12 protein-coding genes and 1 tRNA gene are annotated in these 13,652 nt (G+C 48.2%); 9 read left to right on the plus strand and 4 right to left on the minus strand.

Annotation, left to right across the window (positions count from 1 at the left end):
- Nucleotides 1-5 precede the first annotated feature (5 nt).
- The 8 genes from NWE92_05300 to NWE92_05335 are packed head-to-tail and all read left to right on the plus strand — an operon-like array spanning nucleotide 6 to nucleotide 11,142.
- On the plus strand, nucleotides 6-1,997 hold the full coding sequence (locus tag NWE92_05300) for a putative cobaltochelatase (protein MCW4029046.1): 1,992 nt from the start codon (nucleotides 6-8) through the stop codon (nucleotides 1,995-1,997).
- Nucleotides 1,998-2,014: 17 nt separating this feature from the next.
- The gene (locus NWE92_05305; GenBank protein MCW4029047.1) at nucleotides 2,015-3,109 is read left to right on the plus strand and encodes an ABC transporter substrate-binding protein; all 1,095 of its coding nucleotides are present in this window, start codon (nucleotides 2,015-2,017) and stop codon (nucleotides 3,107-3,109) included.
- A complete protein-coding gene (locus NWE92_05310; protein ID MCW4029048.1) occupies nucleotides 3,106-4,188 on the plus strand; it encodes an iron ABC transporter permease in 1,083 nt (360 codons plus the stop codon). Before NWE92_05305 ends, NWE92_05310 begins: the two co-directional genes overlap by 4 nt.
- Nucleotides 4,185-5,015: an ABC transporter ATP-binding protein gene (locus NWE92_05315; GenBank protein ID MCW4029049.1), complete on the plus strand. Its 831-nt coding sequence runs from the start codon at nucleotides 4,185-4,187 to the stop codon at nucleotides 5,013-5,015. The genes NWE92_05310 and NWE92_05315 overlap by 4 nt, the downstream gene beginning before the upstream one ends.
- Nucleotides 5,015-8,758: a cobaltochelatase subunit CobN gene (gene cobN, locus NWE92_05320; protein ID MCW4029050.1), complete on the plus strand. Its 3,744-nt coding sequence runs from the start codon at nucleotides 5,015-5,017 to the stop codon at nucleotides 8,756-8,758. The genes NWE92_05315 and cobN overlap by 1 nt, the downstream gene beginning before the upstream one ends.
- Nucleotides 8,759-8,772: 14 nt before the next feature.
- Complete coding sequence (locus NWE92_05325) at nucleotides 8,773-9,525, plus strand: adenosylcobinamide amidohydrolase (protein ID MCW4029051.1); 753 nt, start codon at nucleotides 8,773-8,775, stop codon at nucleotides 9,523-9,525.
- Between the two features lie 10 nt (nucleotides 9,526-9,535).
- Nucleotides 9,536-10,393 (plus strand): ABC transporter ATP-binding protein, encoded by an 858-nt coding sequence (locus NWE92_05330; GenBank protein ID MCW4029052.1) that lies wholly within the window; start codon nucleotides 9,536-9,538, stop codon nucleotides 10,391-10,393.
- Complete coding sequence (locus NWE92_05335; GenBank protein MCW4029053.1) at nucleotides 10,393-11,142, plus strand: ABC transporter permease; 750 nt, start codon at nucleotides 10,393-10,395, stop codon at nucleotides 11,140-11,142. The genes NWE92_05330 and NWE92_05335 overlap by 1 nt, the downstream gene beginning before the upstream one ends.
- Nucleotides 11,143-11,274: 132 nt before the next feature.
- On the opposite strand, the gene NWE92_05340 is transcribed toward NWE92_05335, so the two are convergent.
- Nucleotides 11,275-11,736 carry a hypothetical protein gene (locus NWE92_05340; protein MCW4029054.1) on the minus strand — a complete coding sequence of 154 codons (462 nt, stop codon included), beginning with the start codon at nucleotides 11,734-11,736 and terminating at the stop codon, nucleotides 11,275-11,277.
- A gap of 86 nt (nucleotides 11,737-11,822) precedes the next feature.
- Nucleotides 11,823-12,200 (minus strand): winged helix-turn-helix transcriptional regulator, encoded by a 378-nt coding sequence (locus tag NWE92_05345; GenBank protein ID MCW4029055.1) that lies wholly within the window; start codon nucleotides 12,198-12,200, stop codon nucleotides 11,823-11,825.
- 224 nt (nucleotides 12,201-12,424) lie between these two features.
- On the opposite strand from NWE92_05345, the gene trxA reads away from it, so the two are divergent.
- A complete protein-coding gene (gene trxA / locus NWE92_05350) occupies nucleotides 12,425-12,841 on the plus strand; it encodes a thioredoxin (GenBank protein MCW4029056.1) in 417 nt (138 codons plus the stop codon).
- 147 nt (nucleotides 12,842-12,988) lie between these two features.
- On the opposite strand, the gene NWE92_05355 is transcribed toward trxA, so the two are convergent.
- Both NWE92_05355 and NWE92_05360 read right to left on the minus strand, forming a co-directional pair.
- Nucleotides 12,989-13,063, minus strand: a tRNA-Lys gene (locus NWE92_05355).
- 98 nt (nucleotides 13,064-13,161) lie between these two features.
- On the minus strand, nucleotides 13,162-13,545 hold the full coding sequence (locus NWE92_05360; GenBank protein MCW4029057.1) for a PadR family transcriptional regulator: 384 nt from the start codon (nucleotides 13,543-13,545) through the stop codon (nucleotides 13,162-13,164).
- Between the last annotated feature and the right edge of the window lie 107 nt (nucleotides 13,546-13,652).

A 13,652-nucleotide genomic window follows, 5' to 3' on the forward strand; every position in this document is an offset into this window, starting at 1 on the left:
AAGCGATGCAATCCAAAAACAAAACCGTCTACCCCTTCAGCGCAATAGTCGGCCAAGAAAAAATGAAACTTGCACTAATCCTCAATGTGATCAACCCAAAAATCGGTGGCGTACTTCTCCGAGGCGAAAAAGGAACCGGCAAATCCCTAACCGTAAGAGCCCTAGCCAACTTACTCCCCGAAATCGAAGTTGTATCCAACTGCCCCTTCCGCTGCGACCCCCAAAACCCCAAAGACATGTGCGAAACCTGCAACACAAAAAAAGCAAACGCAGAAAAACTCCCCCTAACCAAACGCTGTGTCTCAGTCGTAGAATTACCCGTCGGAGCCACAGAAGACCGCCTCGTCGGCACCATAGACATAGAAAAAGCCATCAAAACCGGCGAAAAACACTTCGACCCAGGCATCCTCGCACAAGCCAACCGCAACATCCTCTACATAGACGAAGTCAACCTCCTAGACGACCACCTCGTCGACGTTTTACTGGATGCCGCGGCGATGGGCGTAAATTTTGTGGAACGCGAAGGCGTCTCTTTCAGTCATCCCTCCCAGTTCGTTTTGATTGGAACCATGAATCCTGAAGAAGGCGAACTGCGACCTCAACTTCTCGACCGATTCGCTCTCTCAGTTGAAGTCAAGGGCGTCCCCTACAAGGAAGCACGCGCAGAAATCGTCCGCAAACGAATCGCTTTCGAAAGCAACCCAGCTGGTTTTGTTGTTTCCCAAGCCCAAAATCAAGAGCAGATACGGCAAAAAATCATAGCCGCCACCAAGCTCCTGCCCAAAGTGAAACTCAGTTCTCAATTGCTCGATTTAATTATCCAAATCTGCACAGACTTTGCCGTTGATGGGCACCGCGCGGACATTAACATGTACAAAACTGCCTGCACAATCGCTGCCTACCATGGACGCGTAGACGTCGCCGAAGAGGACGTTAAAGAAGCCGCTGAATTTGTGCTTCCTCACCGCCAACGACGCCAACCCTTCGAGGAGCCACAGCTAGAACAGCAACAGCTTCAAGAAAGCATCGAGAAATGGGAAAAAAACAAGCAACTCCTTCCAAATCCAGAAGACTCCCAAGCCCCCGACGAGCCCCCACAAGAACAAGAAACCCCCCAAAAAGAACAGGTGTTTCAAGCCGATTTACCCTACGCCGTCAAGCCGTTTGCGACTCCCATACTTGACGAGCTCCAACGAAGCGGCAGCGGACGGCGATCCAAAACCTTAAGCTCCAAAAGAGGCCGCTACGTAGACAACATAATTCCGAACGGAAAAATTGAAGATTTAGCCTTCGACGCAACCCTACGCGCCGCGGCGTCTCACCAGAAAATTCGCAAACAAGACTGTAATCGCCAAGATGCTTTGTTGATTGAGCATTGTGATTTACGTCAGAAAGTCCGAGAAAGCAAAGTTGGCAATTTGATTGTCTTTATTGTTGATGCAAGCGGCTCGATGGCTGCTGAGGAACGTATGAGCGCCACCAAAGGCGCGATTCTTTCGCTTCTGCTGGATGCCTATCAGCGGCGAGACCGCGTTGGTATGGTTGCGTTTCGGCGAGATTCTGCAGAGCTGGTTTTGCCTCCCACAAATAGTGTCGATTTAGCCCAACGATATTTGGCGAATTTGCCAACTGGCGGTAGAACACCCATGGCTCATGGATTGAAACTCGGTATGGACACCATCAAAAACTATGTCCGAAACGACAAAGAAGCGGTTCCATTGTTGGTGTTGGTTTCTGATGGGCGAGCAAACGTTAGCCTCCACGGCGGCGACCCCGTTGAAGAAGCAATGTCTGTGGCAAGGGAAATCGCTTCTGCTGGCATACAATCCCTCTCCTTAGATACTGAACAGGAATTCCTAACCTTTGGTGTTGTAAAACAAATCTCCCTGGCAATGGGCGGACGCTTTCTGAAATTAGAAGAATTAAGCGCTGCCCCGATTGCCTCTGCGGTTAGGACAAAATTGTTTCCTGATCCAAGGATAACGATAAACAATTAGGGCGGGAGGTGAAAAAAATGAAAAAAACAACCATAATCGCAACCGTTGCCATCATCTGCATAGTGCTTATTGCCTCAGTTTATGGTGTTTACAACGCCTACTATGCGTCTCCATCCAATTCTAACCCCTCGGCAAATAGCGTGACCGTCACTGACGGCGCAGGAAACACCATGAATATTTCGCTTCCTGTGACCCGCATTGCTGCCCTTGACCAGAGCGTAGCTGAAGTCTTATGCGCCATGGGCGTCGAAGATTTAATCGTTGCTCGAACGGACAGTTGCACAATGCCGCCCTCATTGCTAAACGTTACCTCTTATGGCGAAAACGACTATGCCCCCAACGTTGAGGGACTAATCGCGGCGGACCCTGATGTAATATTTGCAAGTTCAATGTTGCCATATAACCCCACAGTATACCAGCAAATTCTAGATGCCGGTATCCCCGTTTACATCGTTGACACCACAACTCCTGAACCCGTCAACCCCTCAAACATGACTAAAGATGAACTCTACGCATTACCCACGCAGATAGATACAACATGTGGCTTAATGCAGAACTTCACCAAGATTGTTGGTCACCAAGAAAACGTCGATGCTTACGTGGCTTGGGCGCAGAACTACAACCAGATCGTTAAAGACCGCATATACAACCTAGAGCCTGACCAAAGAGCCAAAGTCTTCATGGAATTCTATTCTTACCCCTACCAAACCTTCGTAACAGCATCTATCTACCAATCAGGGGGGGTCAACATAGCTGAAAACCAATCCATCTACTCCCCCACTCTAAACCCCGAATTTGTTGTTGAACAAAACCCCGACGTAATCATCGAAATGATCAGCAGCCCAACAAACGACTTAGCGGACTTCAAAGCAGCACTAAACGACATAATGAGCCGAACAGCCACTAAAGGCACCAACGCAGTCAAGGAGGGTCACGTTTACATCTGTGACTTCTGCGCCAGAAACGGTGCCCGAAGCGTAGTTGGCTACGTTTATTGGGCCAAATGGATACAGCCAGACCTCTTCACCGACTTAGACCCCTCTGCCATCAATGCCGAGCTTAACCAAAAATTCTTCGGAACTGACATAAACGGGACGTTTGCCTATCCATGACCATAACCACAGCCGCGGACGTTAAAGAACTCTACAATACAGGCAAAAGAAAAAAACTCATTGTCATTTTCTCTCTTTTTGTTATTTTAATAATAACCGCCTTATTTTCAATTAGTTTAGGCGCTGCCTCCCCCAGTTTTGGTTCAGCAGTGCAGGTCATCTTCTCAAAAGCGCTTCCTTTCCTCAATATCAATCCTGGAACAGACCTTGAACAAACAATCATCTGGTCCATACGATTACCCCGAATAATTTTAGCAATAATTGCCGGGGCAGGACTAGCAGCTGCAGGCGCTACAATGCAGGGTATCCTACGCAACCCCTTGGTGTCTTCCTATATTTTGGGGATTTCTTCCGCTGCAGGTTTCGGCGCAGCATTAGCAATAGTCTTCGGATTTAGCCTTGTCGGCTTCTATGGACAATACCTTGTAATCGGTAACGCCTTCATTTTTTGTTTACTTGCCATGGTCATAGTTTACCTTATCGCACGAGTACGCGGCATGAGCACCGAAACCGTGATCTTAGCAGGAGTCGCTGTTGGGTTCCTTTTTTCGGCGCTCCTTTCTCTTGTTCAGTATATTTCGCCCAAACAAAACGCCATACAAGCCATCACTTTTTGGCTTATGGGTGGTCTCTATAATGCGAACTGGGAAAGCATTCTTGTCTGTGCACCTATAGTTGCGGTTGCAATAATTGTGATGATTTTCCAATCTTGGAACATCAACATCATGAGCATGGGTGAAGAAGTCGCTGTAAGCCTCGGCGTAAACTCCAAGCGAACTTTAGCGATAAACATGGTTTTAGAAACCGTTGCAACCGCAGCTATCATCGCCTTCACTGGCATCATCGGTTTTGTTGATTTAATCGCGCCCCACATAGCGCGTATGCTAATCGGCAACGACCACCGCTACCTTATCCCCTGCAGCATCGTGCTTGGTTCATTGATGCTGCTTTGCGCCGACACGGTGGGTCGCTTGATTATTATGCCTGCTGAATTGCCTGTGGGCATCGTTACCTCCCTGTTGGGAGTTCCATTCTTCATTTATCTTTTGATAAGAAAAAGGAGGCGTAGTTTCGTTTGAAACTGACTATAAACAATCTATCGTTTAGTTATGGTCCAATCAATATCCTAAAAGACATCGAATTATGCGTTGAGTTAGGTGAAATGCTAAGCATAGTTGGCCCTAACGGCTCTGGCAAAAGCACCTTGCTCAAATGCATCAATGGCATCCTGAAAACCAAACAACACTCGATACTCATCGATGATTTGGACACCAACAAGTTTGAACTCAAAGAATTATGCAAAATGATGGGTTTTGTTCCCCAGACCACGACTAGCGCATTTCCCTTCACTGCCTTTGACATTGTGATGATGGGAAGAAAACCCTACATACACTGGAGCATAGGCGAACGCGACAATGACATAGTTGTACACACCATGGAGTTCTTAGGAATTAGCCATTTAGCCATGCGTCACTTCACTGAACTAAGCGGCGGCGAGCAACAAAAAGTCATCATTGCCCGCGCATTAGCCCAGCAGCCGCAGCTTCTGCTTCTTGATGAGCCAACCAGTTCCCTCGACATTAAACATCAACTTGAAATTCTCTGCATGCTCAAAGGCTTAGCCCACAGCAAAGAACGCTCAGTAATCGTCACCATGCATGACCTCAATTTAGCCAGCCGATTCTCTGACCGCATGCTCATGCTCAAACAAGGCAAAATATACGCGTTAGGTTCGCCTGAAGAGGTTCTGACCAAAGAAAACGTTGAAGCAGTCTATGGCATAAAAGCCCACGTTTCCACCTCATTCACTGGCAAACCCCAAGTAACACCGCTGGTCGATGAATACGATTTTGCAGCAAAAGTGTCGCCTTTTCTTGAGGAGAAACATCAACAGGTTGGACACTAATGGCACACCTAAAAGTAGCCTTCGTAACCACCATCCCCATGGATGCCATACCCGCCATATCCGCAGCTAAGACCCTAAACCAAAAAACCCCCAACTCCGTAGAGCTGCATCTGCGCACAGGCGGAGACTTCCGAGACTTCGGCGCCCTCGACGATTTTATCGCTTTTTCAAAACGGTCTCACATAGTTCTTGTGCATTTGATGGGTGACTTGCCCGAGTTAGAACGGTTGCTCGCTGAACTCAAAGCGGCGCAGGTACCAGTTTTGGTTGCAGCCACGATGTTTGTGGGCAACAAAGACCTTACCGCATTTTCCACAGTAGCCGCCGAGGATAAACAAAAAATCTCCTATTACCTCAACTACGGCGGAAAAAAGAACTTCGAAAACCTCCTACAATACCTCGCCAACCGCTTTGTCGGCGCAACCTACGATGCAGCCCCCCCGATTAAGCCTGACTGGGAAGGCATCTACCACCCCGACTTCGACTACATCCCAACCCTAGAAGAGTACCGCGAAAAGAAAATCCAGCCCAACCGACCCACCGTTGGAATCTGGTTCCATCAGGGTCACTGGCAGGGCGCAAACACTGGATATATCGATTGCATAATCCGTGAACTTGAACTGCAAGGCGCCAACGTTTTGCCCGTGTTCTTTAGTGGCTCAAAAAACGAGGCGCTTGGCATTAATGGTTTAGAATGGGTCATCGACCATTACTTCCTCTCAGACAATAAACCCACAGTCGATGTAGTCATAAGCGCCATGTCCTTTTCGTTCACGTCTTGTCTTTCGGGCGCGGACCCATCGGAGGCACTCAAAAAACTCAACGTAACCATAATCAAAGCTATCACCACCTGCAACACCTACCAAGAATGGCGCGACACCCTGCAGGGCCTAAACATCCTCGACATCCCCGCAAACATCGCGATGCCAGAATTCGACGGCACCCTCATCACGGTGCCCATAGCCGCCATGGACTTCTCCCAAACCGTCCCTTCAACAGGCACTCGGCTAATCATGTTTGAACCCATTGAAGAGCGCATCAAAAAACTGGTCCGCCTAAGCATAAAATGGGGTAACCTTCGCTGCCTCAAGAATAGTGAAAAGAAAGTTGCCATAATCTTTCACAATTATCCCCCGCGCAACGATACAATTGGGCACGCTTTTGGGTTGGACTCGTCTGCTTCGGTGATGAATATTCTGCGTGGCTTTAAAGAGTTAGGCTACCGCTTGGATGAGTTGCCTGAGAGCAGCAAAAAACTCATGGACACAATCGTTTCTGGGTTAACCAATGACCGCCGCTGGGCAAGCCCCAAAGAACTCTACGAACGCGCCCTAGACAAAATCGACGCCAAACAATACCGCGAATGGTTTGAGGAGTTGCCGCTAGATGTGGCGGATAAAATTTCTGCTGACTGGGGGGCTGCTCCGGGTAAACTGTTCTGTTACGGCGGCAAATTGGTAGTGGCGGGGATAAAAAACGGCAACATTTTCATTGGGTTGCAGCCGCCCAGAGGCTACATCGAGATGCCCTCCAGCATCTATCACAGCCCTGACCTCTCCATGCCCCACCACTACCACGCCTACTACCGCTGGATACGTGACGTATTCAAAGCAGACGTAATCCTTCACCTTGGCACTCACGGCAGCCTCGAATGGTTACCCGGCAAATCCGTCGGGTTATCTGCTTCCTGCCAACCAGACATCGCCATATCTGATTTACCCAACATCTACCCCTATGTAATAACCAACCCCGGCGAGGGCACACAGGCAAAACGGCGCAGTTACTGCTGCATCATCGAACACCTCGTCCCAGCCATGCATAACGCTGACTCCTACGAAGAACTAGCAAAGTTGGAGGTGCAACTCCAAGAATACTACCGCTCCAAAACCACCGACCCCGATAAACTGCCTGTTCTGCAGAAGCTGATTTGGCAAGACGTTTTAGAAGCCAAACTCGACATCGACCTCGAAGTTACACAGGACGTTGCTTTTGCAGCTTTTGATGACTTTTTGGAGCGGTTGCATGCTTACATTAATGAGTTGTCGGATGCGCAGATTCGCGACGGCCTACACATTATGGGTGAGGCGCCGACGGATTTGCGGCTTGACGAATTCATAGTAACCTTAACCCGCCTAAGCAACGGAGCAGTTCCGTCGCTTCGTCAATCCCTCGCCGAATTCAAAGGCTACGACTACGAAGACCTCCTCGCCCGCCGTGGTAAACTAAACGCTGATGGCAAAACCAACGGCGACCGCCTCAAAGAACTCAACGCGATTTCCCTAAAACTCGTAACACGCTTCCACGCAGCCAACTTTGACGAAGCCGCAATTCTGCCAACAATAACCGAAGTGCTTGGCACCAGCAACTTCAAAGTCTACAGTTGTCTCAGCTATATCAGCCGCTTTCTAGCTCCCGCATTAGCAAAAACCTCCGACGAATTAACCTACACTTTCTCCTCTGCTTCTGGAGGTTACGTTCCTTCTGGCCCCTCGGGTTCCATAACTCGGGGTATGGCTGACATTTTGCCGACTGGCAGAAACTTTTACTCTGTAGACCCTCGAACCGTACCAACCGCAGCTTCATGGCAGGTCGGCATGTCTTTAGCGGACAACATGATACGCCGATACCTCAAAGAGGAAGGCAAATACCCCGAAAACGTAGGCATAGTCATCTGGGCAACCGACACCATGAAAACCAAAGGCGACGACATAGCAGAAATCCTCTACCTCATGGGCATGCGACCCGTCTGGGAAGCCTCCAGCGGCAGAGTCGTCGGAGTCGAAGCCATTCCACTAAAGGCTCTGAAGCGTCCCCGTATCGACGTAACTGTTCGCATGAGCGGCTTATTTCGCGACACCTTCCCAAACATTGTTCACCTAATAGATGACGCGGTGGCTTTGGCTGCTTTGCTAAAAGAGCCGCCTGAACAGAATTTTATAGCTAAACACATCGAAACCGAAATCACCGAACGGGTAGCCGAGGGCGTAACCGCCGAGAAAGCACGCGAAGAAGCAAGCTACAGAATTTTCGGCGACCGCCCCGGCGCCTACGGCTGCGGCGTCAGTGAAGTCATCGACAGCAAAAACTGGAAGGACCAAAAAGACCTAAGCGACATCTACGTGAACTGGGGCAGTTACGCTTACACCCGAAAAACCTACGGGCTCCAAGTGCCAAAACAGTTTGAGCGGCGCCTAAGCAAAATCAACCTCACAGTCAAAAACCAAGACAGCCGCGAATACGACATCCTTGACGGCGACGACTGGTACGACGCGCATGGCGGCATGATAAACGCTGTAAAAACGCTTGGCGGGAACGCTCCCCGCTCCTACTGCGGCGACAGCTCCGACCCTGACCGCGTTAAAATCCGCAGCACCACCGAGGAAACCTGTCAGGTCTTCCGCTCGCGGCTCCTCAACCCCAAATACATAGAGAGCATGAAGAACCATGGCTATCAGGGCGCGGCGGATTTGTCTCGAACTATGGATTTTGTTTTCGGTTGGGACGCAACCGTTGAGGCGGTGGAGGACTGGATGTATGAGGCGTTAACCCAAAAGTACGTTTTAGATAAAGCCATGCAGGACTGGCTAAAAGACGTGAATCCCCACGCGCTTCAAAACATGGTGGAGAGGCTGTTGGAAGCAATTAACCGTGGCATGTGGCAGGCGCCTAAGAACATCAAAAATGAACTCCAAAAACTCTACCTAAACGTGGAGGGCTGGCTAGAAGGAGCCAATGAACGATAACAGGAGAAAAAACAATGAATGACTCAACAATAAAAGAAACCAAGCTAAACCTGCAACTAAAAGATGCAGACGCAAAAATAGTGTACCTCAGATACACAGGAATCGAACTAAACACTACCCTTGTTCACTTCGCAGAAAACCGCCGTGTCCTCTCAACCCTTGACGGCTACAAACGCGTCAACAACGTCGGCAACGTCTTTGTCCCTACCCCTCTCTCAGACAGAATAATGACCCTAAGAAAATACGCCACCTTCCAGAGACAACTTCCCTCCATTTTAGGCATCCCCCGCAAAAACATCACCTTCCTAAGCACCGGCGTCGACATGGAAAAAGTTGCAGTCGACGAACAAACCTACGATAACTTCCACATATGCGTCATTGCAACCGCTGGCGCACGCAACAACGCTTTACGAATGGGCGTCGATGTAGGCGGCTGGGTGGAAACCGATAAGAGCTTCCAAGCAGCATCTGGCACCATAAACATTCTTCTCTTAACCAACGTTACCCTAACGTGGGGCGCCATGGCACGTGCCATCATGACCGCCACCGAAGCTAAAACCGCTGCGCTCCAAGACCTCGACTACCGAAGCACAGTTTCTCCACAAATCCAAGCCACTGGCACTGGAACAGACAGTATGATTGTTGTTTCTGGCATAAACCGAGATATCGTAATCCGCCACACTGGAGGCCACACAAAGATGGGTGAATTGATTGGTGTTGCAGCAAAAAACGCAGTAACCGAGGCGTTAAAAAAACATGACAACTAGGAGGTCCCCGATGGATTTTATCTACACCGAGAATTTAACAAAAAACTATGGCGTCACTAAAGCCATTAACAATTTGGATTTGCAGGTTAAGGCTGGAGAAATCTTTGGTTTTCTAGGCCCCAACGGCGCAGGAAAAACAACAACCATCCGTGTCTTAACGACGCTTACACGTGCGACGTCTGGGTTTGTTTCAGTTGGCGGATTTGACGTGAAGCAGGAACCTGAAAAAGTCAAAAAAGTAATCGGCGTAGTTCAGCAGCATCTAAGCCTAGACCGCGACTTAACAGTCCGCGAAAATATGGAGTTCCACGCGCGCATTCACCATCTGGATTCTTCTACTCGCAAAAGGCGCATTGCTGACCTTCTTGAATACGTTGAATTAACTGATTGCGCAGACAAAATGGTAGATACCCTCTCAGGTGGAATGAAGAAGAAAGCCGCTATCGTTTGTAGTCTGTTGCATGAGCCAAAGCTGCTGTTTTTAGACGAACCCACGGTGGGTTTGGATGCTCAGGCTCGTCGCCGCCTATGGGATTTGGTGCGTCGCCTAAACCAGGATGGCACAACAATCTTTTTGACAACCCACTATATTGAAGAAGCCGAAGTCCTCTGCAACCGCGTCGGCATCATGCATCACGGCCGCCTAATCGCAGTAGACAAACCACTAGCGCTACGCCAAAAAGTAGGGTCTACGGTTGTTGAGACTCTTGTGAACAAGCAGACGCATTACCAGTTTTTTGCTGACCGTGAAGCCGCAACCAACTATGTCCAAAGTTTGCCTTCTGAAGCCAAAACTGTGATTATACGCGAATCAAACCTTGAAGATGTGTTTTTAGAGCAAACAGGCGAAAAAGTGGGGGATGTATAGTGGTTACGTCTATTTCTGATGTTTACTCGGTTCTTTGGGTTGACTTACGTAACATGAGGCGTCACTGGAAATCCACCATTGCAACCAGCCTTGTTTTGCCCCTGCTGTATCTGGTGGCTTTCGGCTACGGTTTAGGCCGCGACATCACCATCGACGGCGTAAGCTACCTCGCGTTTGTCATCCCCGGCATCGTCGCGTTAACCTCCTTCTCCATCAGCTTTAACGGCGCCGCCTCAAAACTCCAAGTAGACCGATTCTTCTACAAAAGCTTCGACGAACTCTTAATGTCCCCTGTCAGCCTTGAATCCATCATCATAGGCAAATCCCTAATCGGAGTACTGCGAGGCATGATTAGCTGCCTTGCCGTGTTCGCCGTCGGCTTATTCTTGGCCCCAACCTTAGCAGTCAACTTGCCCTTCTTCTTGATGCTGCTGCTCTCATGCTTCGTATTCGCAATTTTTGGTGTACTCATAGCTTTAGTCATAAACTCACATCAAGGCATGGCAACTTTTAGCACAGTGGTGATGCTGCCGATGACTTTTCTTTGCGGTACCTTCTTCTCGCTAAACCAACTCCCAGACTTCGCCAAAACCATACTGTATCTTCTACCTCTAACGCACGCCAGTGAAGTTCTGCGGGCAACCGTGCTGGATCAGCCCTTCCCTTGGATATCGTTTGGGGGGCTTTTGGCTTTTGGCGTGGCTTTTTTTGTGGCTGCCCTTTGGGCGCTCAAAAAAACCAGTGTCTGAGCAAAACGGCTCCTCCCTCTTTTTTTATTTCTGGTCACCCAAGGTGCCTAAGCATTTTCAGCAAAACCCAAAGATGAATGATAAGAACACTATGATAGTTTGGTATTGATTATGGGGCTTTTGGTTCAGCTGTCACTTTTTGTTTTTTGTTCGCCATGTTGTAGCACTAAAGAGGGTTAGCCCCAACAGAGCTACGAAAACTGCAGCTTTGACAACACTGAAATCTAGCAGGGTGGCGTATAGCGCGAATGCCGCTGGGAAAGCCCCGATGTAGAGGGTGAAGAATATTGCTGTGGGGAGCTTGTAGCTGTATTTGTAGTCTTTAAAGATACGTCTGCCAAAGTATAACGCTGCCAATCGTCCCATGCCGTGAGTGCATTTTATGCAATTATAACATGGTCTTAGACAGCCGAGTATATGCAGTACACCATAAATCAAGATTAGCGTCAAGATGAAAAACACAACGCCTGTGATTAGATCGTAGAGTGCAAAAGCGGCGGTATCAAGAACAATCCATATAAAAAGAGCAAGATTGCCTAAGATAACTAGTTTTTCGGGGAAGAAAATTGGTCGCCCATTTTTTGGTTCTGCCATGTCAGCTGAGTGCAAGCGATGGCATATAAGGTTTATAGATAAACCTTCAGTGCCCAAAATTTTCTGTCTTGAGCAGTTTGGGATTGTTATTTGAGGTGTTTTTGGAGGTCCAATTCAAAGTTGTCGATGAGTGTTTGGAGGCTATCAGTGATTTCTTTTACGCGTTCTTGGGCGTGTTTTTTGATTGTTTGGGGGTCTTGCATGGTGTAGGTGTGGTAGTATCCTCCGCCTTTGAGCGTTTGTGTTTGTTTGTTTACTATGTTTATGCTTACTAGTTTGGAGAGGCAGCGGTGTACGGAGCTTCGGTCTTTTTGAACTATTTTTGCGATTTGATCGAGGTTTGTGTTGGGGTTTTTTGCAACGGCTAGGAGGATTTCTGTGTCGGCGGGTTTTAGGTTGTAGAGGCAGGTGAGGAGGTCGGTGCATGAGGCGCCTTTTCTTGTGAGTTGGTTGATGTTTTCCATGGGTAGTGATTGTTTGTTGTAACATATAAATGGTATTGTTTGGTATTGGCAATACCGCAAGATATATTTGTACCCGGCCCCCATTACTATACTATAGGAAGTGCAATATTTGGAGAAAAAAATAGAATGTCCCCGGGGCATCCCCGAAGAATACTGCGACCACGCCCCGCACTGTAACGTCTGGAAAATGCGAGAAAAACTAAAACAACATTGAGGGTAAAAAAATGTTTGAAGGAGACGAATTAGAACATATGCGACAGAAAAAAATCGAAGCAATGCTTCAAAACGCTGAAAAAACCCGGTCACCCGCCCTAAATCAGCCTCTGGTTCTAAATGACAGCAGCTTCTCTGAGGTTATCAGCAAAAACGAGCTGATGGTTGTTGATTTTTGGGCTCCCTGGTGCGGTCCATGCCGCTCAGTCGGTCCAATAATCGAGCAACTTGCAGCCGAATATGCAGGCAAAGTAGTATTCGCCAAGATGAACGTCGACCAAAACCAAGCGGTTGCACGCAGCTTCGGCGTAATGAGCATACCCACAATAATAGTCTTCCATAAAGGGCGTGCCGTTGAAAAAATAGTCGGTGCCTACCCCAAAGCTGACATTAAAGCCTTATTCCAACGCTACCTTAACCTTGGCTAGCTTTGAGGTAGTTTTTTTGTTTTGAATTTGAGCAATTAAATGCAATAAAAGGGGCACCTACGGCAAAGCATACTTTTCAAAAGGTGCGCAAACAATCTGTAACTGCTCAAAATTTCTCTAGCACGTATGTGGGGTGGTGAATAACAGCGGGTCCGACGGGAGTTGAACCCGCGACCCTCGGATTAAAAGTCCGATGCTCTAGCCTGACTGAGCTACGGACCCGCTCATTGTTCGTTGCGGCTCATAGAAATACACAGGGGTTTTTTAGCGTTTCGATTCCGAGGGGCAAAAAGGTGATGCTGTTCGGCTCTTGTTTGAGCTTAAAGGAGCGTGCTTAGCAAGCTTTTGATTTTTTCTTGGCTGTTGTGTATGGTTTCGATGGTTTGGGTGCCTTTTAGGGTGAGTTTGTAGATGCGTTTGCGTTCGATCCAGATGCCTTCGACGAGTTCGTTGCGTTCGAGGCTGTAGAGGAGGCTGTAGACTGTGCCGCTGCTGACGAGGCAGCCGTAGCGGTTGTGGATGTAGCTGATGACGTCGTAGCCGCTTAGCGGGCCGTTTTGGAGTTCTGACATTATGATGGTGTCCATGAAGCTTTTTATTACGCGTTCATGCATTTTTTTGATTATTCGGGCTTCGGATTTTTCTCCATTTACGCTTATGGTTAACGCAACCATGTTTTGCACACTCGCTATCTGTTTATTCATGTTTAGATATATATAATTTATTCGGAATTAGAATAAACATGTTATAACAAATCAGAAAAAATATGAACAAATCTCAAATCCCGACAAACCGATAAACCGCCGAAACC

It is taken from the genome of Candidatus Bathyarchaeota archaeon, assembly GCA_026014745.1.
In the GTDB taxonomy this organism is placed as follows: domain Archaea; phylum Thermoproteota; class Bathyarchaeia; order Bathyarchaeales; family Bathycorpusculaceae; genus Bathycorpusculum.

Coding starts and splice junctions, on each gene's coding strand:
- NWE92_05345 (MCW4029055.1), bottom strand. CDS start 12,200: ATGGAAAACATCAACCAACTCACAAGAAAAGGCGCCTCATGCACCGAC.
- NWE92_05310 (MCW4029048.1), top strand. CDS start 3,106: ATGACCATAACCACAGCCGCGGACGTTAAAGAACTCTACAATACAGGC.
- NWE92_05360 (MCW4029057.1), bottom strand. CDS start 13,545: ATGAATAAACAGATAGCGAGTGTGCAAAACATGGTTGCGTTAACCATA.
- NWE92_05340 (MCW4029054.1), bottom strand. CDS start 11,736: ATGGCAGAACCAAAAAATGGGCGACCAATTTTCTTCCCCGAAAAACTA.
- NWE92_05305 (MCW4029047.1), top strand. CDS start 2,015: ATGAAAAAAACAACCATAATCGCAACCGTTGCCATCATCTGCATAGTG.
- NWE92_05325 (MCW4029051.1), top strand. CDS start 8,773: ATGAATGACTCAACAATAAAAGAAACCAAGCTAAACCTGCAACTAAAA.
- NWE92_05330 (MCW4029052.1), top strand. CDS start 9,536: ATGGATTTTATCTACACCGAGAATTTAACAAAAAACTATGGCGTCACT.
- NWE92_05300 (MCW4029046.1), top strand. CDS start 6: ATGCAATCCAAAAACAAAACCGTCTACCCCTTCAGCGCAATAGTCGGC.
- cobN (MCW4029050.1), top strand. CDS start 5,015: ATGGCACACCTAAAAGTAGCCTTCGTAACCACCATCCCCATGGATGCC.
- trxA (MCW4029056.1), top strand. CDS start 12,425: ATGTTTGAAGGAGACGAATTAGAACATATGCGACAGAAAAAAATCGAA.